Source organism: Paenibacillus sp. 01T443 (assembly GCF_056398325.1).
This window is the reverse complement of record NZ_JBFTPE010000007.1, coordinates 72788-98404: the sequence shown is the minus strand read 5'-3', so window position 1 is coordinate 98404 and position 25617 is coordinate 72788. Positions and strand designations below refer to the sequence as shown.

The window sequence follows — 25617 nt, the reverse complement described above, 5'->3', positions numbered from 1 at the left end:
CGTGACACAGTCTATCAAGAAATGGTTGAAATATAATCTGGCACATACCCAAGTTAGGCTCGTGCTGATTTTGACCGTTTCCGTCTTTCTCATTATTCTGGCTGTAAGTCTGACCTCGTACAACACGTCGAAGTCGGTGATGCAAGAAGAGCTCAGCGAATTGCAGCGTCAGATGCTGAAGCTCGATATGAACGTGATCGACGAGTTGGTCAGCGAGAGCGACAAGGTCGCGATTCAAGTCGCTTTGAGCGATAATGTCTACAAGTTTTTGACCAGCAAAGTACAGGGCTCTTATATGAATATTACGGAGGCCTACCAGTTTCTATCGACATTAATCAACAATTCCAAGTATATCAAAAGCATTTATGTCTATGATCTTACCCGGGAGAGCTTCCTGGCGATTCCGCAGGGCTTCAGCTCCAATAGGCTGACATTCGGCGATTCAGACTGGACCGGCGTAGCTTCTGAATTCGGGGAGAGGACGACGCTCATTAAGAAACGGATGGTGCCTGAAGGGGCAGGAGCCAAAGGCTCTAGCGTTACGCTGTTCCGTAAGATCATGATTCAAGGAGAGTTCAAAGGAATCGTCGCCGTCAATCTTAAAAACGAGGAATTATTCGCTAAGCTGAATCCGCCAATCATGAACAATTTGAACCGGATGCGCTATATTATCGACGAGCATGACGAACTGCTCTACTCCGTTTCGAACTATGCGTTCGATCAAGAGTCGGTAGACCGCGCGATTGAGACGCTCAGAGAGGACGATGGCGGGGATATCACAATCCAGAATCGCCAATTGCTCATTAATCAGCTCAAATCGCCTGTAACGGGATGGAGCTATGTGTCGATCGTTGAGCAGGACAGCCTGCTGGCCAAGTCCAAGCGGGTGGCGAAGGTGGTTCTTCTGGTATCTATTGCGGCTCTAGGGCTCGGGGGGGCAACGATTTTCTATATTAATGCGGCGGCTTTCCGACCCGTGCGCAGGCTGAAGCAGCTGTTCAGCAGGTATGACCGCAAGACGAGCGGTCCGGAGGGCATGGATCTGGAGAAGCTTGCCGGTGAATTGCTTACTAATCACGCGCATCTGGCACAGCTTGTCCGGGAGTCGATGTCGGAGGCAGCATCGAAACTGCTTACTGATATTTATTCCGGCAATCTCAGCGGGAAGCGGGATATCGAAGAGAAGTGGAACCGTTATTTCGGAGAATGGACGGCGGCGCCGGTGACAGTGGCCGTTCTGTCGATCGACCGTTACGAGGAATGGTCCCGTACCTTCACCGGCGGTGATCATTCACTGTTAAAGTTCGCTTTGGCCAATATTGTGGCCGAACTGTTCGAGCCGCAGTGGCGAATCGTATGCGCTGATTTTGGAACGGATAAGACAGCCATCTTGCTGCAGCCGCGTGTAGAAGGGCTGCGCTGCGAGAGCAAACTGGCGGAATCGCTAGAGGTAGTGTCGCGTTTATTGAAATTCAGCGTGTCGGCGGGGGTCAGCAACACGCAGACGGATATTACAAGATTGAAGCAAGTGATGCTGGAAGCGGAGAATGCGCTTACATACCGGTTGTACCAAGGTTATGGACAGGTAATTACGTTCCAAGAGGTATCCGGGCATGAAGTGAACGAGCCGCTGCAGCATGAAAGTGCGCTGGATGAATTAATCGGCACTATAGAAATGGGCGATGAGCCGGGATCCCTGGAAGCAGTCGCTCGAATGACCGATAATATCCGCATGCAATATGGGTACCCATCGGAGGCCGTATCATTCCTGCAGTCGGCTATCGAGAGGATCGAGCAAATCCGGCCAGCCGCGGACGGCTCCTATTGTCAAACCAATGTCCGGTTCGATACCCTTCGACTGGAGGATATCAAAGGTGAATTGGAGAGCCGGGTTACCGTGCTGGCGCAGCGATTCCGACGGTTGGCCGAGAGTAAGGATTTCATTATGTGCCAACGGATGATCGACTACTTGAAGCAGAATCTTAACGAGCCGATCGGCATACCAGAAATCGCGGAGGCGATTGGCATTAGCAGCAGTCTTGCCAGCCAGCTGTTCAAACAAGAAACGGGAGAGACGATCTATAACTATTTGACCCGTCTTCGTATCGAGCGGGCGAGTGAGCTGCTGCTGAAGACGGATGACCGCATTTCGGATATCGGTCTGATGGTCGGCTATCAACATGAGAACAGCTTTATTCGCAGCTTCCGTAAATACAAAGATATTACCCCGGGCAAGTTCCGGGATATGATGAGAACCCGGATGGATTTTCCGTTCGAATAATGATGGGTTGGGCGGCCTCTGGGTTCTAGCAAATAGGAGGAGCCAATGGACAGACGACAGATCGTGGAACGTCATCAACCGGAGTTGAATAAATGGGACCCCGTGTCCCCGTTTTCCGTAGGCAATGGCGAGTTTGCCTTTAGCGCCGACATTACCGGCCTGCAGACTTTTCCGAATCAATATGAGGTGCCGCTGGGCACGCAGTCCAATTGGGGATGGCATTATTCAGGCAGCCCGGGGCGGTTCACCGAGCGTGATGCCGCGTACCAGAGTTACGATACGTATGGAAGAACGGTCGGGTATGCGATGAAGCCGGGAGACAAGGTAGAGGCTTACCACTGGCTTCGTCAAAACCCGCATCGCCTTCAGCTTGGCCGCATTTCTTTTCGATTCTTAAGCGAATCGGGTGAAGAAGCACAATCCGCGGATATAACGGAAATCAGCCAGAAAATGAATCTATGGTCAGGCATTTTGACAAGTGATTTCGCCGTGTGCGGTGTGCCGGTTCATGTCACGACGGCCTGCCATCCGACGATTGACGCGATCGGGGTTAATGTCGTTTCGCCATTAATTCAGCAGGGAAGGCTGCAGGTATTCCTTCGTTTTCCTGCGCCGGATATGACTTCTACCACATGGGCAAAAGCTGTATTCCCGGATCTGGGCAATGACGACAGGCATCTTACGGAGCTGGGCGAGTCAGGCGTGAATAAGGCGAATATCGTAAGAAGCATGGACGAGGACCGCTATGAGGTCAGCTGGTCCTGGAGTTCAGGGAGACTGGAGCGAACCGGCGTGCACGAGTTTACGCTGCTGCCGGATGCCGGCGCCGATTCGCTGGCATTCGCAATCGGTTTCGCGCAAGAATCGCCACAGACGGCAGAGGTCAACGCTATCAATGCTGCAAGCGCGCGTCACTGGGAGTCGTTCTGGATGAGCGGAGCGGCGGTTGATTTCTCCGGAAGCGCCGATCCAAGAGCCTATGAGCTGGAAAGACGCGTCGTATTGTCGCAATTTTTGCTTGCGCTGCACAGCGGCGGCTCGCTGCCGCCGCAAGAAACCGGCCTGATGTACAACAGCTGGTTCGGCAAGTCGCATCTGGAGATGCATTGGTGGCATGCGGCTCATTTTCCATTGTGGGGCAGAGAGAATTATTTGCTGAACAGCATGGATTGGTACGAGCGAATCTTACCGGTGGCGCGTGAATTAGCGCAGTCTCAAGGTTATGAAGGGGCGCGTTGGCCCAAAATGGTTGGCTTCGACGGCAAGCCTTGCCCATCCCCGGTTGCAAACGGGCTAATCTGGCAGCAGCCGCATCCGATGACGCTCGCCGAGCTTTGCTATCAGGCGGACCCGTCGAGCGCTACACTGGAGCGGTTCAGCAGCATCGTGTTCGAAGCGGCTGATTTCATGGTTTCATTTGCCCACTGGAATGAAGAAAAGCGAGTTTATGATCTGGGTCCACCACTAATTCCGGCGCAGGAATGCCATTCGATGCAGGACAGCAAAAATCCGCCTTACGAGCTGGAATACTGGAAATACGGCTTGGAAATTGCGATTCGCTGGGCGGAACGCATGCAGCAGCCCGTGAACCCGCTTTGGGCAGAGGTTGCCGGTTCGTTAGCCGAGCCTCCGCAGGCGGAGGGCGTGTATCTGGCCCATGAGCTTTGCCCGGAAACATTTCTGACGAAAAATCGCGATCATCCGTCCATGCTGGGGGCACTCGGCATTTTGCCGGGCACGCTAATCGACCGCAAGGTCATGCTGAACACATTGCTGAAGGTGAAGGAAGTATGGATTTGGGAATCAGCATGGGGCTGGGATTTTCCGATGTGTGCCATGACGGCCGCTAGACTCGGAGAACCGGATCTCGCGGTGGATTTCCTTTTGATGGATGCTGCCAAAAATACGTACCTAACCAACGGACATAATTATCAGCGCCCTGGCTTATCCGCTTATCTGCCGGGCAACGGCGGGCTGCTGGCCGCGGTTGCCATGATGGCTGCTGGCTGGAAGGATAACGAAGCGGGAGAATCAGCGGCTAATTCGCTTGATCATAATCCGGGCTTCCCGCAGGATGGAAGCTGGTCCGTGAAATGGGAAGGGCTGAAGCCCTGGCTATAGAGGTTTGTAAAGTTCTCAAAATTCAGGAGGCGAGAGCATGTCTGCAAAAGGAACGGTGTGGCCCTCGGAACGGAAGACGGAGACTGATCGGCTCACAGGCCTTGAAGTAACGCAATTAACCAATTATAAGGCACATAACTATCATTTATATTTTACGGAGAACGGTTGGTATGACGGAGAACAACGGCTGTTGTTTATCTCGGACAGGGGAAATTGCGCGAATCTGTACAGCCTGCATGTGAACAGCGGTTTGATAACCCAGCTGACGGATTACAAGGATGTCGATCGATTGGATGCTTGCCTGCTGCCGGACGGAAGTGCGGCGTTCGTCAAGATCGAACGAAGCCTTATTCGCCTGGATCTGGAATCGCTTGAAGAGAAGCTGATCTACGAAGCGCCGGAGGGCTATCATCTAGGCAATGCGAACGCGACAGCCGACGGCCGGTTCGTTATGACCTGCGTGCAAGAGGATCTGTCGCATCGCATCCGGCTCGATCTAGGCAACGGCTATGTCGGCCATCGGGAGCTGATGGAGGCTGCGCCCCACAGCATGATCGTACGTATTGATGCACAGGCCGGCGGCGGAGAGAAGGTATATGAAGCGAACCGGTTCATTACCCATATCAATACATCCCCGAAGGAGCCTTGGCTGATGACCTTCTGCCACGAAGGCCCATGGCATCTAGTTGACCATCGGATTTGGGGGCTGGACCTGCGCATAGGCCAGGCTTGGAAGATCAGGGAGCGGCTGGAGGACAGCGAGAAGGTTGGGCATGAATTTTTTTATCCCGATGGCGTAACGGTCGGCTATCATGGATTCCGTGCGGACGGAACCAACTTTTTCGGCAATATTCGTTATGACAATACGGGCATGGAAGAGACGGAGTTCGGCTTCGACACTTGGCATGGATACGCGGACGGATTGGGGCAGACGATCGTGGATGGCAAGGGAGCGGTCAAGACGCTGAGCCTATGGCGCATGATTGATGGCGTATACGAGGGCCCGCGCATCCTGTGCGAGCTGCGGTGCAGCTTTCATTCGCAGAAGGTGCATGCCCATCCGCGTTTTAATGCGGATGGAAAAAGGCTGATCTTCACAAGCGATAAGAATGGATATGGCAATTTGTATTTAGTTGAGATTCCAGAAGATTTTAGTTCTTTGCCGTTGATGGCAACGTAACCGAAGGAGGGGAAGGCTAATGAACACCGCAACTGAAATTGTTAATGCCGAACGCATTTCCGTTCGGGTCGCCAGAACGATCCTGTCTCAAAGCCAAGACGGCTATCACCCGAATATCGCTAATAAGTGGGGCTATGTGGCTGGCATGGCGCTGACGGCGATCGGCCGGCTCGGCGACTGGACGGAAGAATCCGAATACCAAGCAACGGTGAAGCGTCATATGGACGTCTTCATCCAAGAGGACGGCTCCATTCGCGGCTATAAGCTGGAGGAATACAATCTCGACCATATTAACGAAGGAAAAAACCTGCTGAGACTATGGAGAGAGAGCGGAGATTCTAAGTATGAGCAGGCGGCTCGGCTTCTTATTACCCAATTGATCGGCCAGCCCCGTACGGAAGAAGGCGGATATTGGCATAAAAAAATATATCCCTTCCAAATGTGGCTAGATGGACTGTACATGTCTTCTCCGTTTATGGCCGAATTTGCCAAAACCTTTGGCGAGAGCGGTTGGTTCGATGAAGCGGCGCATCAACTGCTGTTAATCGAACGGCGTACGCGCAACCCGCAAACGGGATTGCTGTATCACGCTTGGGACGAGAGCAGGGAGCAGCGCTGGTGCGATGGCAGCACGGGCCGCTCCCGGTATGTATGGGGGAGAGCGATGGGGTGGTATGCCATGGCGCTCGTAGACTCACTTGAGCATTTTCCCGTTCATCATCCAAAACGCGGACAGCTGATGGGGATTTTCGAGCGGATGGCGAATGCCTTGCTGCGCGTACAGGATCAGGTGAGCGGCGTATGGTACCAGCTGCTGGACTGCAACGGCCGCCAAGGAAACTATTTGGAGTCGTCGGGCTCGTGCATGTTGACGTATGCCTTGGCTAAGGGCATTCGGCTCGGCTATTTGGCTGAGATTGACAGGCAGGCAGTGGAGCGCGCATATGACGGTATTCTTGAGCGCTTCGTAACCGAGGATGAACAAGGGGTTCATCTCCACAGTATTTGTAACGGAGCCGGCTTGGGCGGACGTAAGTATCGCGACGGTTCCTATGAATATTATATGAGCGAGAAGGTCGTAAGCGATGTGCTGATGGGCGTCGCCCCGCTGCTGCTGGCGAGCGTCGAGCTGGAGCGCCTTCGCGGGCAGACGGATTCGGACGCTATATAAAGGATGGTAAGCCGGTGATCAACCAAAGGAGGAAGTATACGGATGCGGCAGCATAAGGATAACCGAAGCGCCGATAAGCTGTTGATGAATTATCCCGCGTCATGGTGGCGGAATATGTGGCGCGAAGCGCTTCCCTCGGGCAACGGCGTCATTGGAGCATCCGTATTCGGCGGCGTTCAGGAGGAGACGGTGCTGCTTAACCATGCTCGCCTATGGCATTGGGGGAGCAAGGATGAGCTGCCGGATGTGAGCGGCACGCTTGCAAAGACCCGCAGGCTGATGGATGCCGAGCGATATGCCGAGGCCAGCTGGCAGCTGGCGAATGCTTTAAAGGAGCGCGGTTACGGAACGAAGCTCGCTTCGAGATTCCCGCTGGCCGCGGTCCGGCTTGTCATGCCCTGCGGCAGTGCCTTTCGCGGGTACAGCAGGACGCTGGCGATGGACAGCGGGGAAGTAACGGTAGGCTGGACGGACGGACAGAGCCGGTATTATCGGCAGCTATTCGTTTCGCGGGCCGATGATGCGGTTGTCTATGAGCTTGGAGGGGACGGGGATGCCCGTGTATCGGGCGAGATCGGTCTTGTTCTTCACCCAAGCGACCGCTGGGCAGATACGCCGGAATTCAAGGAGCTCGAGCAAACGATCGAAACCGGAGCAGGCGATGCTTATGCCTGGTTTGCCGGAACGAATGACGATGGAACGGATTTCGGGGCAGTTATGCGGGTCATTCCGGAGGGCGGCAGCATCGAAGCGGAGGGAAGCGTGATCCGGTTCGAGGGAGCAAGGCGTTTGCTGGTGCTGGTGAAGCTGTTTGTCCTGGGCKAGCGCTCCACGGACTGGGAGCGGCTGAAGAAGGAATTGGCCGGGCTTGTGGTCGATTCCTCCTACGAAATACTGCTTGAGCGCCATCTCGCCCTTCATCAACCGCTGTACCGTTCAGCCTCACTGGAGTTGGATGACGCAGACGATGATTTGCGCTCTAATGAACGGCTGCTTTTGGATGCATATGATGGGGAGGCACCGCCAGCGCTTGTACGTAAGATGTGGGCATACGGCCGCTATTTGTTCTTGAGCGGTACCTCGTCTGCGGAAGAGGCCGAGCCTTTCGGCTTGTATGGGCTGTGGGGAGGCGATTACAGGCTGGTATGGAGCCACAATATGGCAAACGAGAATATCCAAATGATGTACTGGCATGCCCATGTTGGCGGTCTGGGCGAGCTGGTCCCTTCCTTATTCCGTTATTATGAGGGATTGATGGATGACTTTCGTGAGAATGCACGCAGGCTGTATGGCTGCCGCGGCATCTATATCCCAGCAGGCTCCACGCCGGGCATCGGTGTTCCTAATCAGATTGTGCCAGTCATTCTAAATTGGACCGGGGCGGCCGGTTGGCTGGCCTGCCACTATTTTGAACATTTCCGTTTTACCGGCAATCTTCAATTTCTGCGCGAGACGGCGCTGCCGTTCATGCTTGAGGCGCTGCGGTTTTACGAGGACTTCCTGGTTATGGATGCGGATGGATTTCACAAAATTTATCCCTCTGTATCGCCGGAGAACACACCGCTCAATTTCATGCCGGCGGATGGCAAACCGCTTGCGCACCCGATGCCTACGGCGATCAATGCGACGATGGATGTTGCCATTCTAAAAGAGCTGCTGCAGCACCTAATAGAAGCGAACCGGAAGGTAGGCGGCGATTCGGAGGCGGAGAAGGAATGGAGCCGCATGCTGACGCATTTGCCGGCGTATCGGCTGAATAAGGACGGCGCGGTCAGTGAATGGATTCATCCTGCTTTCGAAGATCGATACGCACACCGTCATCTATCCCATCTGTATCCGGTTTTCCCTGGGCAGGAGGTGACGAAAGAGAGCGACCCGAGCTTGTTCGGCGCGTTTGAAACGGCGGTGAAGCGGCGCGAGATCGGTGCCCAAAGCGGCTGGTCGCTGGCTCACATGGCTGCTATTTATGCGCGTTTTGGAGATGGAGACAGCTCCTTGAATTGTCTGGATATCCTCACAAGATCGAGTCTGCTGCCAAATCTGTTCACGCTCCATAATGACTGGCGGGGAATGGGCGTATCGATGCAAATGCCTGCGGCTCCAGTACAATTAGACGCCAATATGGGGTGGGTGAACGCCGTGCAGGAGCTGCTGCTTCAGGTATCGGATAATCTCATTACCTTGCTGCCGGCGCTGCCGGGCCGTTGGAAGCGGGGATGTCTGGCCGATTGGAGGTTCCACACGGGCAGAGTGGCGCTATCTTGGAATCGGGAATCGGGCTCGTTCAGAGCGGAGATTACGGCGGATAGGGATACCGACACAATCGTCAAGCTGCCGGATTGGGCGGGAGCATGCAGCATAACCGGCGGAGAAGTGCAGCCATCGCCGCTGGGCCCCGCGTACTTCACGGTACGAATGAAGAGCGGAGAGGCATCGGTTGTCTTTGAATCTTCCAAGGTTGAATGAGAGGAATTCATCTCCTTCATAACAGGAAACTAAAGCTATATAAATGGAAAGGCTGCCCGTATACGGCGGCCTTTCTTCGTTTACGAGTACCGAATAGACCGTGACATTAGCATCATGGTTTATAATGCAGATAGGAAGCAGAAAGCTGGTGAATGGGATGGAACAGAGAAGGCTGGTCGTACTAGGTATATCCGGAAGCTTGCGTAAGCAATCTTCTAATGCGCGCCTGCTCTCGATAATCGAGGGGATGGCGCCATCGGAAGATTTGGTTTCGAAGGACATATGTCCTTCCCATAGCGTCCGATTCTATCCTTTAATAAGGTATAAGTCTTATTGAAGGAGAGAAACAACATGAGAGGGAGCTTATACGCCTTTTTAGGCGGGGCTTTTATTACGCTGCAAGGAGTAGCCAATTCCCGGATTAGCCAGGATATCGGAACTTGGCAGGCCGCAATGATTACTCAGTTGACCGGATTTATAGCGGCTTTGCTTATCCTGCTGATTGTCCGTGATGGAAATTGGCGACAATTTAAGCAAGTGAAGCCGCTTTATCTAACCGGAGGCGCCTATGCAGCGATCATTATTTTCAGCAATGTTACGGCGATTCATCAAATCGGTGTTACTTTTACGATATCAGCTTTGCTGATTGCCCAGCTGTGCCTAACTTTTTTAATCGATGGCAACGGTTGGTTCGGCGTGACCAAGCAGAAGATGAGACTGCCGCAATTCATCGGCATAGGGATGATGATGGCTGGTGTGGTGATCTTAAAATTTTGACAGAGGTGAAAGCGACGGATGAAAGAAATCCACGATCGTGAGCAGCTAAATGATTTTTTGTATGCTCATCAAATCGAAGCCGTATTCAATGAGCCGTTAAAGCCATATTTGTCGCTGTACAGCTTTGAACCGGGCGAACCCATTTGCGCTCAGGGCGAACCTACGCAGTATTTGTACGTGCTTGTAAAAGGAAAGATAAAAATCTACAACACATCGGCAGAAGGGAAAACGTTGGTTATTTCCTTCAAAACGCCGCTTGAGGTAATCGGTGACATCGAATATATACAGGATATCGATACGATTAATACGGTTGAGGCTGTCTCGCCTGTTTATATGATTGGTGTTCATCAGCGCTGGCTCAAAAAATACGGAATCGATTATTCGCCGCTGCTGCAATTTTTATTAAAAATCATTACGCAAAAGTTTTTCATCAAATCCAATTTCATGAGCTTTAATTTGATGTATCCGGTAGAAGTAAGATTGGCGAGTTATTTGCTGTCCGTCTCCTTTGACGAAACGGACGCTTTATTTAGAGGGCAGATTAGCACATCCCATTTAACGGATGCAGCGAACTTAATTGGAACCAGCTATAGACATCTGAACCGGGTGATCCAGAAGTTTTGTGCGGAGGGTCTGATCGAGCGCAATAAAACGTTTATCCTAGTGAAGGATAAAGCAGGCCTAAGCGCGATGGCCAATAAACCCATCAACAAATAGGGGGATATGTTTATGGTTTTGGGATTACTATTGGCATTTACGGCAGGCTCGCTGGTCAGTCTGCAAAATATTTTCAACAGCAAAGTAAATGAACGCGCGGGATCTTGGGCAACAACAACATTAGTGCTGGGCCTGGGATTCGCAGCATCGCTGACTTTAGGCCTCATCTTCGAAGGCAAACAGATGTTTAACTTACAAAATATGCAGCCCTGGTATTGGGTCAGCGGCGTGATTGGCGTTGGCGTTGTCATTAGCTTGGTGCAGGGGATGAAGCTGCTTGGTCCGACATACGCCGTCTCGATCGCTTTGACCTCACAGCTCGGATTTGCTTTAATGTGGGATTCATTTGGCTGGTTGGGTTTGGAAAAGGTTCCTTTCACGTTCACCAAGCTGATTGGCGTGCTGGCAATCGTCGGGGGCATTCTTGTATTTAAAATCAGCGGTCGACGCGAGGCTCTGAAGGCGGCTAAGATGACTTAGAGCTGTGGAAAAAAAACAGCCAAGGCTCAAAACGAGCTTGGCTGCACAAGTAATGGATTTAACTTAAAACAACAACGCCGTAGCCCTCGATCGTTACGGTGCCACTAAGTAAGGTGCCGGTAAGCAGATCATTTTTTTGTTCGCTGAGCGTTATTACAGCAGGCTGCTCGCTGTAGTTGAGCAGGAAGTAGAGCGGTCCGTCTTCACCCTCGCGGATAGTCAGCTCAATGCTTTGCGGGAGCGTCAGCCAGTCGGCTGTCGGCGAAACAAGGCCGAGCCGTTCGATGATTTGTCCAGCCGAGGCTTCATTAAATACGGCGCCGAAGTACCAGGCCTCACCTTCGCCAAACGCATTTTTCGTTACCGCAGGCTTGCCTGCATAGTAATCGGAAGCATAATGGGCGACTACCTCGACCGAATCGTTTTCCACATAAAGAATATCGTTGAAGGAATCCGCGCCTGTCAACGCTTCATCTCCGCCGCTCCATTTCATCGAGGTTGCTGCACGCGTGCCCTTGATCATCGTAAACTCCTCTACGGAAATACCGCATAGACCTGCAGCCGCTCCAGGGAAAGGACGCATGTAGCAGTGTCCGTGCTCATTCTTATAGCCGGTCCGGCAGCCGAAAATAATAATGCCGCCCTCGCGGGTATATTGCTCCAGCAGAGCCGCCGTTTCATCGCGCATAATGGCAGGATGCGGATAGACGAGCACCTTATAGCGTTTCAGATCGTCGATGGTTGTGCTGCTTCGAACATACAGCGTATCGCTTGGAATATGCCGATGGTTGAGCGCTTTAAACCATGATTTACCGCTCTGCCATGAGAACGGGCCATGCCAAACATCATATTCGCCGTCCCAGTCGTTATCATAGTCGCGCAGCAGCGCAATCTCAGCTTTGAACTGCGTATTCGCGATCCGATTTCCTGCTTGCGCTAGCTCCGCCCCGATTTGTCCAGCCTCCCGAACGCGGCGGTTCGGTCTATTGTGGTAATCATTGATGCCATGCCAATAGATTTCATTGCCAACCGTCGCCGTCCGCCAGCGGAAATAAAGCACCATGTTTGCTCCGTGGGCAATGGATTGGTACGTCCAGAGCCGCATTTGTCCCGGCTTAGGAGACGGCATATCCATTCGGTTAACCCAGCCGCCCGGACCCGACTGCTGCTCCATAATGGCGAAGTTCGGCGAGATGGAACGAACCGTTCCGAGCGTCTGGCTCCAGCCCCGGTCGGCAAGCGGATTTTCTTCGTTTTTATCATAATAAATCGTAGAGAATTGCGGATAAGAATCGTAGCTGAAAAAATCGAGCAGCTCATCGTTCATCCGGTGGCTGTCCAAATGACCGAACAAGCCGTTTGTTGTTACCCAGTGATCGGGTGCAACCTCGCGCAAAATATCGCCCTGCACCTTCGCGTACGAAATGGTATTGTCGGAAATAAACCGTTTTTCATCAAGCGCCTGATGCGGATTGGGCTGCTTCTTAGCGGGCGTTGGACGAGGCAGAAATACCTGCTCCCAATCCGAATACGTCTGGCTCCAGAAAACGGTGCCCCAGGCCTCATTCAGCTTGTCCAGCGTGCCGTATTTCTCCTGCAGCCATACGCGGAAGGCGTCGTGGTCGGCAGGCGCATAAAACTCGCTGATCTCGCAGTTGAATTCATTATCGATCTGCCAGCCGATTACCGCAGGATGATTTTTATAATGCTCAGCCATCTGACGCGTAATAATCGCGGACAGCTCGCGGTATTTTTGGCTGCTGTAGTTGTAATGACGGCGCAGGCCGTGATGCAGCGTTACGCCGTCCTGCGACACATTCAGCACCTCGGGATATTTATGGGTAAGCCATGCCGGCGGTGTCGCCGTAGGCGTGCCGACGATAACCTTAAGCCCATGCTTATGGGCGAGGTCAAGCGCATGATCAAACTTTTCGAACGAAAACACGCCTTCCTCCGGCTCAAAAATCGACCATGCAAATTCAGCTACGCGAATGATTGAGAAACCAAGCTCGCGCATGCGGCGGAAATCATCCTCCCATAGCGATTCTGGCCAATGCTCCGGGTAATAACAGGTGCCCAGATGAAATTCTTTTAACGCATCAATAGGCTTCATTAACTGTTCCTCCTAGTAGTCGGAATGTATATCATGCGAATATATTGCGAATCATTACTTTCCTTATTTATTGTAAAATCAATCGCAGCAACCGTAAATGACAATATAATGCGATCCATGATACAATATTGCCAACTTGAACAAGGAGGGGTACAGTGATGCGTCAGCATTATATAGTGCCGAGTCCGGCTTTTTCCCAGTATGTATGTTACCCTGATCTATTTGGGCGATACAATGCGTTTCCGCAGCATGCGGAGCGGAGAGAGCAGGGGCAGTTGAAGCATTATAATTTGCATCTTATTTATGAGGGAAGCGGCTATTTGATCAATGGAAGCGGCGGTGAGCGGCTGCAGCTGCGTGCAGGTGACGGATTTTTGTTCCCGAAGCATGCTTTTCAGCAGTACGGCTCGAGCGAGGATGATCCTTGGGATGTGCGGTGGATTCATTTTGAAACGCAAATTCCGCTGCCGATGCTTAGAGAGGCGGATGAAACCGGAGGGTGGCTGTTTACGTTCTCCAACCGCGAAAGGTTCAAGGAGCTGACGGAGGAGATGTACGCGCTTTGCAGCCCTTTCGAGACCGGCAATGAGCCTCGTTTATCCGCTTTGCTTTATGAAATCTTAGTGGAGCTTGTGCAGCATTCCGAACGGCTGGAGGGATCTTCCGCTCTGGAGAAGCAAAATGCGATAAGGGTAGCTGCCGATCAGATACGGCACAGATGCGCGGAGTCTTGGAGCTTGGAGCGAATGGCAGCGCTGGCAGGCTACAGCCATTATCACTTTCTAAGATTGTTTCAGCAGGTCATGGGGAAAACGCCGAATCATTATGTCACGGAATGCCGTATCGATGCGGCGAAGCTGCTGCTGGCGACAACGGCATTATCCGTGACAGAGGTTGCGGCGCGCTGCGGTTTCGCGCAAGCGAGTTATTTTATACGCGTATTTCGTTTAGCCGAAGGTGTATCGCCGAAAATGTACCGCACCATTTATGGACAAGGGGCGACGCTTCATTAACCGGATTTAACGGCCGCGTGAATGGCAATGCCGGATGGGTCATGAACCACAAAAGCATCTCCATGCGCTGCGGCCTCAACGCCTTCGCTGCGCAGCTGCTCCAGCCATGCTTCACGAGAAGCAGATGTCGGAAACACGATTGTGTAATAAGACAGGCCCACCGTATTAGCCGGTGGCAAAACAGCGCCGACGCCTGCCCAAATGTTCATTCCGATATGATGGTGGTAACCGCCGGCCGAGACAAATACGGCAGACATCTGCGCATAGTCCCCAACCACGTCAAAGCCAAGCTTGCCCTCGTAGAAAGCTCTCGATGTACGCAGATCGCCCACATGAAGATGGATATGCCCAATGACCGTACCTGCCGGCAGGCCGCTCCATTCTTGTCCTTCGCTCTCTGCGAGTAAGCTCTCCCAATCCAGCGGATCGGATGCCATCACGTAGTTGCCGCCGGCATCCTGCTTCCACTGGTCGCGCGGACGGTCCCTGTAAATTTCAATGCCGTTATTATCCGGATCGGCAATATAAAGCGCCTCGCTGACGAGATGGTCGGCTTGCCCGATATGAATGCCGCTGCGAATCAAGTTCCGCAAAGCTAGCGATAAAGAAGGGCGATCCGGCAGCAATATGGCAAAATGGTAAAGTCCCGCGTTAGACCGTCTTTGCGGCACGGCGGCATTCGGTATTTCCTCCAGCACAAGCAGCGTTTGCTTCCCGTCAGCCGTGAAAGAAACCTCGCGTTTAGCCTCATCCAGCTGAAGCACCTTTAATCCGATGATTTCCTCGTAAAATTGAATCGATTTCTCCAATTGACTAACCTTTAGCTTCACTTCGCCCAGCGAAATATGCGGATCTAGAACTGCCGACATGGTAACTCCTCCTCTATATAAGTGTAAAGCAGGCTCGCTCCGTAAGCTTTAAGCCTCAATAGAAACACCTAATGTTTATATGATGTGCAAAATACTGGGAAAAAACTAATCGAGAATACATGGATTTATCGTATCATATTTATGTATTAAAACAAAGTAACTTATTAAAAGTAATTAACTTATCACTTTCAATTGTTATTCGATTTAGATGACGAGAAGAGGGAAATAAATAAATCAGAATCGAAGACAGAGTCTGAAAAAAATATCGTAAAAAGTATGCTGCTGCATGGCCAAATAAATAACATAGCCAATTTAAAATATAAGAAAGTATAAAATTCAACCTTATACGATGTTTATATTTCACCGCGAAACGAGCTTTAGCCGCCAAGGACGGCGTCAGCCGTTTACGCTTGAAAAGAGCCGTCCGCGCTATCGAAAGCGATCGGACGGCTCTTTGCTTAGGCCTCGATACCCGGCTTCGGCTGAATGGGAGCAGCAGGCTGTTTTTTCTTCACAGGAAGCGGACCAAACAGAAGCCAGTGCCATTTGAACTTTGCGCTAAACGATACTATTGCCCAAGGAACAAGAAGTGCGATGAAGAAACCTCCTGCCGCCCAAGCGTGGTACAGCAGCGGATCGCCGGATACGCTCGTTTTACGGTATAAAAACAAGATAAACGGATGGGCCAGGTAGATCCCGAAGGAGGTGGCGCCGATATGCAGAAGCGCCTTCACAATCGTTTTGTTCCAAACTGAATAAATCCAGTAAGCAATCTGGAGCAGCAGGATGCCTGCCGTAACGCAGCGAACCTCATCGATGATCTCCAGCAGATTCGTATTGATGACCTTTGTATTGTACAGCCGGTTCTCGTAATAAAAATAGAACAAAATCAGGCTTGAGGATAGGAACAGCACCCATAGCGCAATTGAAGCCGCTATTTTTTGCGGCGTAACATTAGCTCTGGCCAGGTTGATCCATGACGAGAGCTTCATATAGTGGATGCCGATAAACGCGCCTGCCGTAAAATAAAACATGTATGTAAAGCAATAGCTTCCGGGGCTTTTAATATGGAATTCACCGATCACCTTATAAATAAACAGCCACTGCACGAGTAGTCCTATCCAGGCAATATGCTTGCTGAGCGCTGGGAACCGTTTGATTGCATACAGCATGAGCGGCGAGAGCGCATAAAATTGAATAATAATAACGACGAAATAGAGATGTGTGTATGTTTTTCCGAAGACGAGCATCTTAAGAAATTTCTCCGTCGTAAAATAACCGATAAAGGTTTGCAGGTCAATAAACCCGAACTGCGCATATCTCGTAAAGCCAAAATAAAAAAAAGAGAATAGCAGAAAGGGGATTAAAATTTTGGACATCCGTTTCTTGTAAAACTGTCCGATTGTTTTTGCCGTAAAAGGTTTGTCATAGTAGTTGTAAAATAGCACGAAGCCGCTTAAAAAAATAAAAACAGGAACCGCGAATTTGGTAACGGTGTTTAGAAATACGTAAAGCGGATAAAGCGTAGCATGGTGATCGTAGGTCGCTACGATCGCTGATGTGGCATGAATCATGATGACCGCGAGTATGCCAATTGCTCTAACGATATCGAGCTCGGGCAGATACGGTCTTTTTGCTGCTTGTGCCATTAAAATCCCCTTATTTTTTATAAGATGCAAACGCTTGCTTGAGGTCAAGGACCAGCCTCTATCGATATTATACGTTTAGTGTTAATTTCAGCCAATACTTTTATTTGAACTAGTTGTCTTAAGGCCTATTGCTAGCATTAGGTAAAGACAAATGAGGTTTAGCTTGATATGATAGGTGCTATTATGTTCGTGACACTTTAGCCTTATATGATGCTTATATTTCACCGCGAAACGAGCTTTTGCCGCTATGGCTATGGATGGCGTCAGCAGTTTACGCTTGCAGGAAAGGAGCGTTTTGCCCAAATGTGGCTTACTTATTCGGTGTTTGCCGCCATTTTCTTTGGTTTACGAGGCATTCTATATCATTGGTCAAGTCAAAAGCCGCTTAACCGAAATCTTCTGTTATGCGGCACTTTTAGCATGGGAGCCATCGTAAATGGGATTTGCGCGCTCGTCTTCTCGTCAGATTGGACAATAGCGGCTTTAATCGGAATACAAATGGGACTGTTCTCCTTCGGTGCGAATGCGAGCATGTTCAAGGGCTTTGCGGTTGGCAAGGCATCGTTAGTGGCAATATTAACGGCGCTGCCGTCCGTTGTAGTCGTCATCGTTGCTTTTGGGCTTTGGCATGAGAAGCTTCATGCCATGCAGTTCATCGCCTTTGTCGTTATTATAGGAGGCGTGCTGCTGGTTCGTTTGTCTAACGACATCTCGCTTCGCAATTTGCAGGGAGCCCAGTGGGGGCTGCTGGCGATGCTGCTGTTCGCGGCAAATGATTTGTCGGGCAAATGGTCTACGCTGATGGAGGCGGATATATTCCCAACGATGTTTTTTATGTTCGTAACGGGAACGGTTTGCTTTGGTTTATGGTGGCTGCGGGATTTGCAAAGCGAGCGGGGCAGCCGATCGCTGGCGGTTCAAAGCTCGGGCACAGCAGGAGGCGAGGTACGGGTTTCGCAGGTTTCCTCAATCAGCGCAGGCAAAGCGGCTGCATATGGAGCGGCATGGAGCGGCAAACGCACATACCTCGTTGGTCTGGCTGTAGGCATAACGAATGCGGTTGGCATGATATTTATTCTAACGGCATTTGATCTCGGCAAAGCTGGACTCGTATCAGCGGTGACCGCGCTTAATGTGCTGATCGTACTGCTTTATACGCGCTTTGTCGTGAAGGAACGGTTTACGCCGGCGGAGGTCACGGGGATCTCGCTTGCGTTCGCGGGTATTTTGCTGATGAGGCTGTTCGGAGCGTAACGGTAAAAAGGACTCACCTTAAGGTCAATGACCCCAGGGTGAGTCCTTTTCGTTTCGGTGCGGTTAGTTACTAGGATAGGACAAGGGCGGCTGCTGCGATTTCAAATTATTGCTGGCCTGGACGAATACGAACGACGCCGATGTCTGTTGCATTGATTGCGAATGCATTGCCGCCTTGATTGATGGATGCATTAGCGCCTTGTTTGACGTTGACGAAGGTTTTGCCATTGTCTTTTTTGACCGAGTTGCCTTGTTTGGAATGTTTACGTGACATTTGCTCACCCCCCTTCAGGTGAAAGGCGCATGCTGCATTGCACGGGGGAAAAATTAGCGGCGTTTAGGTTTCTTGAAAATTTGTACGGTAGCTGCATTGCTGGCAAGCACGTTGCCTTGCTGGGCGCTTGCTTCAGCGGTTTGATAAATATTAATAATCAGGTAATTGTTTTTTCCTACGCGGTACTTGACGGTTTTGACACTCGAACGAACCATTAGTTTCCCTCCCTGCCGGCAAGTTTCTCTTTGCTAGATACTATATGAGAGTAGGAAACCGCTTGTATCCGCTAATGATAACCGTCAATTCTATCAATTATCGTTCCTTTTGTAATGCGAGGGAGTCATGCCTGTTAGCTTCTTGAACATGCGGTGAAAATGCGGAAGGCTCTCGAAGCCGCATTGCTCCGCAATGCCGGCGATATTGGCGTCGCTCTCGACCAGCAGCTCCTTGGCGCGAATAATTCGTTTGGTCGTGACATATTCCGTAACGTTCATCCCAGTCAGCTTCTTAAAGACACGGGAGAAATGCGCCGGCGTAACGGATGCGCGTTTAGCTAGCTGCGACAGACCGAGAGGGCTGCCTGGATGCCCGTCGATATAGGTCAGAATCGCTGTCATCCAGCCGGGTGCGGAGGAGGAAACGGCGGTTTGGCCTTCTTCTGCCGGGTGAAGGGTGCGGCCGAGCAGCAGCAAGATTTGCTGAAGATGAAGTAGAACAGCCTGGCGATAGCCTGGCTGCTTCTCAATTTCCTCGTTATGGATACGATCGATTAAGGTGATCATCTGATGTTTATCGGCTGCAGCTGCTGCCGGAAGCTTATAGGCTTTACGGCGTTTGGCTTGCTCGAAGCAGCGTAAATAGGAGAAGGCGTCACCGAGCGGCGGACTATGGACGAGCGATGCGTTAAAAAACAGCGCGGTTGAAGTTTTTGGATCATCCGGATCCGGAAAGGAACGGTGAATCGTATTGCCGGGAATAAGGAACACGTCGCCGGGTGCAGCGTCATAAAAGGTTTGATCGATAAAAAAGGTTCCTTTTCCGCTATAAATATAGACAAGCTCATACCAATCGTGAAAATGGTCGGGCAGCTCGTTTTGTGCGCTTTTGGTATCCCGATAGACGCACTCGAATGGAAACGGGGTCATGGCGTCGAACCTTTTCCGATATGGATTCATGGGCTTTACCTCACTTTATGTCATTTGTCAGCCTGATTGTAGCAAATATCAAAAAAGAGTACAAATATGCGATAATTGATTATTTCAGACATCGATATTGTTTTTTATAATAAAGAGGAACCTAATCTGCTAGAAAAGAGGCGGAAGAGATGAGATTGGATGCGCATCAGCATTATTGGAGCATAGAACGAGGGGATTACGGCTGGATTACACCGGCATTACCGGTGCTGTACCGCGATTTTTTGCCGCAGCATTTGGAGCCCCTTCTAAATAAACATCAGCTGGACGGAACAATTGTGGTACAAGCGGCGGCGACGCTCGCGGAGACCGATTTTTTGCTGGCTTTGAGCGAGACTGAACCAACGATAGCAGGCGTCGTGGCATGGCTGGATTTAGCAGACCCTGACTACCGGATTCATTATGAACGGTTTGCCAAGCATCCTAAATTCGTAGGCTTTCGCTTGATGATACAGGAGATGCCGGACGCAAACGCGATACTTGCGCCGACCTACGTGGAAGCGCTCACTTTTTTTGCGGAGAAGGGTGTGCCTGTTGATTTGCTGGTTGTATCGCATCAGCTGGAGCCATTAGTGAAGCTGCTGGATCAGGTGCCTCACCTGCATGCCGTTATTGACCATATCGCTAAGCCGCGAATAAAAGACGGAGTGCTGGAGCCATGGAAAGAGCAAATGAGCCAAATATCGGCCCATCCTCGGATTTATTGCAAGCTTTCCGGCATGGTGACCGAGGCGGATCACAATAATTGGGAGCCGGCGGCGTTCAAGCCCTACATCGAGCATGTGCTGGATGTATTCGGACCCGGGCGAGTGATGTATGGCAGTGACTGGCCGGTCAGCTTGCTCGCAGCAAGCTACGACGAGGTGGTTTCTGTGCTTGAACAAGCATTGCCGGAGACATGGACGGAAGCGGATCGTGAGCGGCTGTTCGGACTAAATGCAAAGGAGTTCTACCGCATATGACAACTTTAAATCATCAACAGCTAAACGAGGAGCAAGCCGACTTATACGACGAAATGAAGCAAGCGAAGATAACGGTGCTGCAGATCGGAGAGGGTAACTTTCTGCGTGGCTTTTTTGACTGGATGCTGCATGAATGCAGGAAGCAAGGATTATATGAGGGCAGTATCGCGGTAACGCAGCCGCGCCCTGGCGGGAAGCCGAAGATTGACGCGCTCGCAGGCCAAGACGGATTATATACGCTGGTCATCCGGGGCTTGGAGAACGGAGAAAGCGTGGAGCGGACCGAAGTCATCTCCGTATTTGGCAGCGTGTTCGACCCTTATTCCGAATGGGAGAGCTATCTTGCCTTGGCTGAAAACGCCGATCTTCGGGTTGTCGTATCCAATACGACAGAGGCGGGGCTTGTATACCGGCCTGAGGAGCTTGTGGAAGGACAGCCGATTCAGTCGTTTCCCGGCAAGCTGGCGCAGCTGCTTTACCGCAGGTTCACCCATTTCAACGGCGATCCGGAGCGCGGATTGATTTGCTTGCCTTGCGAGCTGCTTGAGCGTAACGGCGACGAGCTTCGCAGCTGCATTTTGCGTTACAGCGAGGATTGGGGTTATTCGGAAGCCTTTAAGGATTGGGTCGTCAATCATAACCGGTTTTTGAATTCGCTGGTGGACCGAATCGTAACCGGTTACCCGGATGATGCGCAGGCTGAAGCCTGGTTTAGCGAATGGGGCTATTCCGATCCGATGCTGACCACGGCGGAGCCTTACCATCTATGGGCTATCGAGGCGGAGCCGGAGTTTGAAGAGGTGCTGCCGCTCCGCAAGGCGGGGCTGAATGTCCACTTTGTGAAGGACCTGAAGCCGTTTCAGCTTCGGAAGGTCCGCATCCTAAACGGCGCGCACACGCTTATGACACCGCTTGGACTTCTTTATGATATCGAGCAGGTGAGAGAGGCCATGGAGCATTCCGTGCTTGGCCCGCTCGTACGGAATACCGTGGAGGCGGAAATCATTCCTTCACTCTCCATCGCCGAGGCGGAGCTGAAGGCATACGCTGGCGATGTATACGAGCGTTTCCTGAATCCGTTCATCCGTCATAGACTGGCGGATATCGCAATGAACAGCCTGAGTAAATTCAAAGTGAGGCTGCTGCCGTCCGTGCTGCATTATGCGGAAGGCGGCGAGGCTGTGCCAAGCGGTCTTGTCGCTGGGTTTGCCGGCTTACTGCGGTATTACAAGGTGAGCAAGACCGAAGCTGGCTTCGAGGGCCGATCCTTGAGCGGTGTATCCTATACGGTGCGGGATGATGCCAGCCTGCTGGCATCGATTGCGGAAGTATGGGCGGAGGCGCTGGAGCAGCAGTGGCCGCTGGAGAAAACAACCATGAGGCTGCTTGGCCTAACGAATGTCTGGGGACGCGACTTAGCGGCCGAATGRCCGGATCTGACAGCCGCACTTAGCGCGAAAATAATAGAAATGGAGCGATACGCCAATGAATAACTGGGTTAGGTTGCATGAGCAGGATCATGTCGTGATTGCCCTTCAGCCTTTTGCCAAAGGGGATAAGCTTACGCTTGAGAGCGGGGCAACGCTTGAGCTGCAGGATGCGGTGCCAAAGGGACATAAGGTGCTGACGAGCGTTGTCCGCAAAGGCGAGCATGTGCTGAAATTCGGTTATTCCATTGGCGTGGCGAAGGAAGATCTCATGCCGGGTAGCTGGGTGCATACGCATAATATGGGCACCGGCCTAAAGGGCTTTCTCGATTACTCCTTTGAGCCGACTGCAGTTGAGCAGATCAAGGCGCCGTCGCTGGATGCAGGCCGCACCTTCCAAGGCTTTATCCGCGAAAATGGGGATGTCGGCATCCGCAACGAAATTTGGATTATCAACACGGTGGGCTGCATCAATAAAACTTGTGAAATCGTAGCGAGAAAAGCGAATGCAAGGTTTGAAGGCCGGGTGGACGGCGTTTATCATTTTGCGCATCCGTTTGGCTGCTCGCAGCTTGGCGATGACCTTGTCCATACGCAGAAGCTGCTTGCCTCGCTGGCGAACCATCCGAACGCGGCAGGCGTGCTGGTGATCGGACTCGGCTGCGAGAATAACCAGATTGATGCTTTCAAGCGGGCGATTGGCGAGCATAGCCCGGAGCGGGTGAAATTTCTGAAGTCGCAGGATGCGGAGGATGAAATCGAAGATGCGCTGGAGCTAGTTGAAGAGCAGGTGGGATACGCCGAGCGCTTCAAGCGCGAACCGGTTCCGGTGTCGAAGCTGAAGCTGGGTCTCAAATGCGGCGGCTCGGACGGACTGTCGGGCATCACGGCTAATCCGCTTGTCGGTGCGGTATCCGACCGTTTGATCGAAGCGGGCGGAACGGCGATTTTGACCGAGGTGCCGGAGATGTTTGGCGCGGAGACAATACTCATGAACCGTGCCGCGGACGAGCAGGTTTTTCATAAGATCGTTCATTTAATCAATGATTTTAAACAATATTTCATTAAGCATGACCAAGAGATTTACGAGAATCCGTCACCTGGGAACAAGGATGGAGGAATCAGCACGCTGGAGGAGAAGTCGCTCGGCTGCACGCAAAAGGGCGGCCATGCGATCGTGCGGGATGTTGTGCCTTACGGGGAGCGTATAACGAGCAGCGGACTCAATCTGCTGGAGGCGCCGGGCAATGACCTTGTTTCGGTAACGGCGTTATCCGCGGGAGGCGCGCATATCGTGCTGTTCACGACAGGAAGAGGAACGCCGTTTGGCGGACCTGTGCCGACGGTGAAGATTGCGACGAACAGCGAGCTGGCTGGACGCAAGAAGAACTGGATCGATTTTAATGCAGGACAGCTGCTTGAAAACAAGAGCATGGAAATGCTGACCGATGAGCTGTGGGAGCAGTTGATCAGCCTTGCATCGGGTGAGTCTCAAACGAACAATGAGCGCAACGGCTTTAAGGAAATCGCCATATTCAAGGACGGCGTTATTTTGTAGAGGCATGCTCATGCGCAGAAATTAGATGGACAGATTCTCATAAAAGGAGTGGATAGAGATGAAATACCGCAAGCTGGGCAAGACGGGTTTGGAGGTATCGGCGCTCAGCTTTGGAGCATCATCGCTTGGGTCTGTGTTTAGGGAGACGGATGATGCGGAAAGCGTGCGTACGGTGCATACTGCAGTGGATATGGGCATTAATCTAATTGACGTTTCGCCCTATTACGGCTTAACGAAGGCGGAGACGGTGCTGGGCAAGGCGATAGCGGAGATGAAGCGAGACCGGTTTGTTTTGACGACGAAGGCTGGCCGGTACGGCGCCGATAAGTTCGACTTTTCCGAGCAGCGCATCATCAGCAGTGTGGACGAGAGCCTGCAGCGCCTGCAAACGGACTACATCGACATCTTGTTTCTGCATGATATTGAATTTGTGCCGTTCGAGCAGGTAGCCGAGGGGGCATTCCTTGCGCTTGAGAAGCTGAAGCAGGCGGGGAAAATAAGATTTTCAGGCGTATCGGGGCTGCCGCTGACGGTATTTGAGAAATCACTCGCCTACACGGAGCTCGATGCCGTACTTTCTTATTGCCATTATTCGTTGAATGATACGTCCCTGCTGGACATCCTGCCTCTGCTGGAGCGGCAACAGGTCGGCTTGATCAGCGCATCCCCGCTTTCGATGGGCTTGCTTGGCAATCGCGCCCTCGCCGATTGGCATCCCGCTGGCGCCGAGATACGGGCTGCATGCCAAGAAGCTGCCGCATACTGCGCGGCTAAAGGAGAGGACATCGCTAAGCTTGCGGTGCAATACGCCACCGCTAACGAGCGAATCCCGACAACGCTCGTGAGTACGGCTAACCCTGATAATATCCGCAAAAATATCGAATGGACGGACGAGCCGATCAATGAAGAGCTGCTGGCAGAGGTGCTTGCGATTCTGGCGCCGATTCACAACCGGAGCTGGGAAAGCGGCAGACAAGAATACAATACGGGCATTGTCGTATAAAGGGAGAGCTGCAGGGTGAGAGCAATCGTATGTGAGCAAGTGGACCAGCTTAAACTGGTTGAGCAGGAAAAGCCGGCATTGCAGCCGGGAACGGCAGTCGTTCGAATTCGGAGAATCGGCATATGCGGCACCGATCTGCATGCGTATAAGGGAAATCAGCCTTTCTTCTCCTACCCGCGCGTGCTGGGACACGAGCTGGCAGGAGTCGTAGAACAAATCGATGATCCGCATGGCAGGATTCATGCCGGCGATCAGGTAAGCATCATCCCCTATATGCACTGCGGAGAATGCATCGCTTGCCGGAATGGTAAGACGAACTGCTGCACGGATATGAAGGTGCTTGGTGTTCATATCGATGGAGGCATGCGGGAGCTCATTGTCGTTCCCGTTACGCATTTGCTTGCAGCAAACGGGCTGACGCTGGATCAGGCGGCTGTGCTTGAGCCGCTGAGCATTGGCGCACATGCCGTTCGACGGGCTGCGCTTCAAGCCGGAGAGACGGTGCTCGTCATTGGCTCGGGGCCGATTGGGCTTGGTGTCATGGCTTTTGCCAAGCACCGCGGGGCACGCGTCATCGCCATGGATATTCAAGACGAACGGCTTGCCTTCTGCAAGCAGTGGGCAAAAGTGGATGAAACGGTAAACGCATTGCAGGGCGCGAAGGAAAAGCTTGCCGAATTAACGAACGGCGAGTATCCGACGGCAGTGTTTGATGCTACCGGCAATGCACGCTCCATGGCGGATGCGTTCGGCTTCGTGGCACACGGCGGAAGGCTGGTCTACGTAGGGCTCGTCAAGGCGGAGCTAGCCTTCAATGATCCGGAGTTCCATAAAAGAGAAATGACGTTAATGGGCAGTCGCAACGCGACGATCGAGGATTTTGCCGCCGTGCAGGAAGCTGTGGCAAGCGGAAGCATAGACGTGAACAGCTACATCACGCACCGTGTTCCTTTTGCCGATATGATCAACCATTTCGACAGCTGGCTGAAGCCGGAATCGAAGGTAATTAAAGCGATGGTGGAATTATAGCCAAGGCATAGCCACTATTATAGAAGGTCCGGCAAAAAAGGCGATTCAGCCTTGTGCCGGGCTTTCTACGCGTTTATCCG

At 52.0% G+C, this 25617-nt stretch carries 21 protein-coding genes; 15 read left to right on the top strand and 6 right to left on the bottom strand.

Annotated elements, in window-relative coordinates:
* The first annotated feature begins 1 nt into the window (after nucleotide 1).
* The 8 genes from AC1DLI_RS12695 (at nucleotide 2) to AC1DLI_RS12660 (ending at nucleotide 11193) form a co-directional block, all read left to right on the top strand.
* Nucleotides 2–2281, top strand: coding sequence for a helix-turn-helix domain-containing protein (locus AC1DLI_RS12695; protein WP_477603045.1), 2280 nt, complete (start codon nucleotides 2–4; stop codon nucleotides 2279–2281).
* Between the two features lie 45 nt (nucleotides 2282–2326).
* Complete coding sequence (locus AC1DLI_RS12690; RefSeq protein WP_477603043.1) at nucleotides 2327–4402, top strand: glycoside hydrolase family 65; 2076 nt, start codon at nucleotides 2327–2329, stop codon at nucleotides 4400–4402.
* Between the two features lie 37 nt (nucleotides 4403–4439).
* The gene (locus AC1DLI_RS12685; RefSeq protein WP_477603041.1) at nucleotides 4440–5582 is read left to right on the top strand and encodes an oligogalacturonate lyase family protein; all 1143 of its coding nucleotides are present in this window, start codon (nucleotides 4440–4442) and stop codon (nucleotides 5580–5582) included.
* A 19-nt stretch (nucleotides 5583–5601) separates the two neighbouring features.
* Nucleotides 5602–6753 carry a glycoside hydrolase family 88/105 protein gene (locus AC1DLI_RS12680; protein WP_477603039.1) on the top strand — a complete coding sequence of 384 codons (1152 nt, stop codon included), beginning with the start codon at nucleotides 5602–5604 and terminating at the stop codon, nucleotides 6751–6753.
* Nucleotides 6754–6795: 42 nt separating this feature from the next.
* Nucleotides 6796–9219: a glycosyl hydrolase family 95 catalytic domain-containing protein gene (locus tag AC1DLI_RS12675; protein ID WP_477603037.1), complete on the top strand. Its 2424-nt coding sequence runs from the start codon at nucleotides 6796–6798 to the stop codon at nucleotides 9217–9219.
* Nucleotides 9220–9570: 351 nt separating this feature from the next.
* A complete protein-coding gene (locus AC1DLI_RS12670) occupies nucleotides 9571–9996 on the top strand; it encodes a DMT family transporter (RefSeq protein WP_477603035.1) in 426 nt (141 codons plus the stop codon).
* An 18-nt stretch (nucleotides 9997–10014) separates the two neighbouring features.
* Complete coding sequence (locus AC1DLI_RS12665; protein ID WP_477603033.1) at nucleotides 10015–10713, top strand: Crp/Fnr family transcriptional regulator; 699 nt, start codon at nucleotides 10015–10017, stop codon at nucleotides 10711–10713.
* 12 nt (nucleotides 10714–10725) lie between these two features.
* A complete protein-coding gene (locus tag AC1DLI_RS12660) occupies nucleotides 10726–11193 on the top strand; it encodes a DMT family transporter (RefSeq protein ID WP_477603031.1) in 468 nt (155 codons plus the stop codon).
* Nucleotides 11194–11251: 58 nt separating this feature from the next.
* Here the strand turns inward: AC1DLI_RS12660 and AC1DLI_RS12655 are convergent, their stop codons facing one another.
* Nucleotides 11252–13306: a beta-galactosidase gene (locus tag AC1DLI_RS12655; protein ID WP_477603029.1), complete on the bottom strand. Its 2055-nt coding sequence runs from the start codon at nucleotides 13304–13306 to the stop codon at nucleotides 11252–11254.
* A 158-nt stretch (nucleotides 13307–13464) separates the two neighbouring features.
* Here AC1DLI_RS12655 and AC1DLI_RS12650 point away from each other — a divergent pair, with 158 nt between their 5' ends.
* Nucleotides 13465–14319 (top strand): helix-turn-helix transcriptional regulator, encoded by an 855-nt coding sequence (locus AC1DLI_RS12650; RefSeq protein ID WP_477603027.1) that lies wholly within the window; start codon nucleotides 13465–13467, stop codon nucleotides 14317–14319.
* On the opposite strand, the gene AC1DLI_RS12645 is transcribed toward AC1DLI_RS12650, so the two are convergent.
* Together AC1DLI_RS12645 and AC1DLI_RS12640 are read right to left on the bottom strand one after the other, a co-directional pair.
* Nucleotides 14316–15188 (bottom strand): VOC family protein, encoded by an 873-nt coding sequence (locus tag AC1DLI_RS12645; protein WP_477603025.1) that lies wholly within the window; start codon nucleotides 15186–15188, stop codon nucleotides 14316–14318. The genes AC1DLI_RS12650 and AC1DLI_RS12645 overlap by 4 nt on opposite strands.
* A gap of 458 nt (nucleotides 15189–15646) precedes the next feature.
* Complete coding sequence (locus tag AC1DLI_RS12640; RefSeq protein ID WP_477603023.1) at nucleotides 15647–16837, bottom strand: acyltransferase; 1191 nt, start codon at nucleotides 16835–16837, stop codon at nucleotides 15647–15649.
* A gap of 303 nt (nucleotides 16838–17140) precedes the next feature.
* Here AC1DLI_RS12640 and AC1DLI_RS12635 point away from each other — a divergent pair, with 303 nt between their 5' ends.
* Nucleotides 17141–18091 (top strand): EamA family transporter, encoded by a 951-nt coding sequence (locus tag AC1DLI_RS12635; RefSeq protein ID WP_477603021.1) that lies wholly within the window; start codon nucleotides 17141–17143, stop codon nucleotides 18089–18091.
* A gap of 106 nt (nucleotides 18092–18197) precedes the next feature.
* On the opposite strand, the gene AC1DLI_RS12630 is transcribed toward AC1DLI_RS12635, so the two are convergent.
* From AC1DLI_RS12630 to AC1DLI_RS12620, 3 genes are all read right to left on the bottom strand, one after another.
* Nucleotides 18198–18365, bottom strand: a complete 168-nt coding sequence (locus AC1DLI_RS12630) for a hypothetical protein (protein ID WP_308997527.1) — start codon at nucleotides 18363–18365, stop codon at nucleotides 18198–18200.
* A 53-nt stretch (nucleotides 18366–18418) separates the two neighbouring features.
* Nucleotides 18419–18580 (bottom strand): hypothetical protein, encoded by a 162-nt coding sequence (locus AC1DLI_RS12625; protein WP_308997526.1) that lies wholly within the window; start codon nucleotides 18578–18580, stop codon nucleotides 18419–18421.
* A gap of 93 nt (nucleotides 18581–18673) precedes the next feature.
* Nucleotides 18674–19540: an AraC family transcriptional regulator gene (locus tag AC1DLI_RS12620; RefSeq protein ID WP_477603018.1), complete on the bottom strand. Its 867-nt coding sequence runs from the start codon at nucleotides 19538–19540 to the stop codon at nucleotides 18674–18676.
* 149 nt (nucleotides 19541–19689) lie between these two features.
* On the opposite strand from AC1DLI_RS12620, the gene AC1DLI_RS12615 reads away from it, so the two are divergent.
* From AC1DLI_RS12615 to AC1DLI_RS12595, 5 genes are read left to right on the top strand one after another with little or no spacing between them, the layout of a single operon-like run.
* The gene (locus AC1DLI_RS12615; RefSeq protein ID WP_477603016.1) at nucleotides 19690–20520 is read left to right on the top strand and encodes an amidohydrolase family protein; all 831 of its coding nucleotides are present in this window, start codon (nucleotides 19690–19692) and stop codon (nucleotides 20518–20520) included.
* A complete protein-coding gene (locus tag AC1DLI_RS12610) occupies nucleotides 20517–22013 on the top strand; it encodes a tagaturonate reductase (RefSeq protein ID WP_477603014.1) in 1497 nt (498 codons plus the stop codon). Before AC1DLI_RS12615 ends, AC1DLI_RS12610 begins: the two co-directional genes overlap by 4 nt.
* Nucleotides 22006–23505, top strand: a complete 1500-nt coding sequence (locus tag AC1DLI_RS12605; protein ID WP_477603012.1) for a UxaA family hydrolase — start codon at nucleotides 22006–22008, stop codon at nucleotides 23503–23505. The genes AC1DLI_RS12610 and AC1DLI_RS12605 overlap by 8 nt, the downstream gene beginning before the upstream one ends.
* 58 nt (nucleotides 23506–23563) lie before the next feature.
* Complete coding sequence (locus AC1DLI_RS12600; RefSeq protein WP_477603010.1) at nucleotides 23564–24508, top strand: aldo/keto reductase; 945 nt, start codon at nucleotides 23564–23566, stop codon at nucleotides 24506–24508.
* A 15-nt stretch (nucleotides 24509–24523) separates the two neighbouring features.
* Nucleotides 24524–25537, top strand: coding sequence for a zinc-binding alcohol dehydrogenase family protein (locus AC1DLI_RS12595; RefSeq protein WP_477603008.1), 1014 nt, complete (start codon nucleotides 24524–24526; stop codon nucleotides 25535–25537).
* Nucleotides 25538–25617 lie beyond the last annotated feature (80 nt).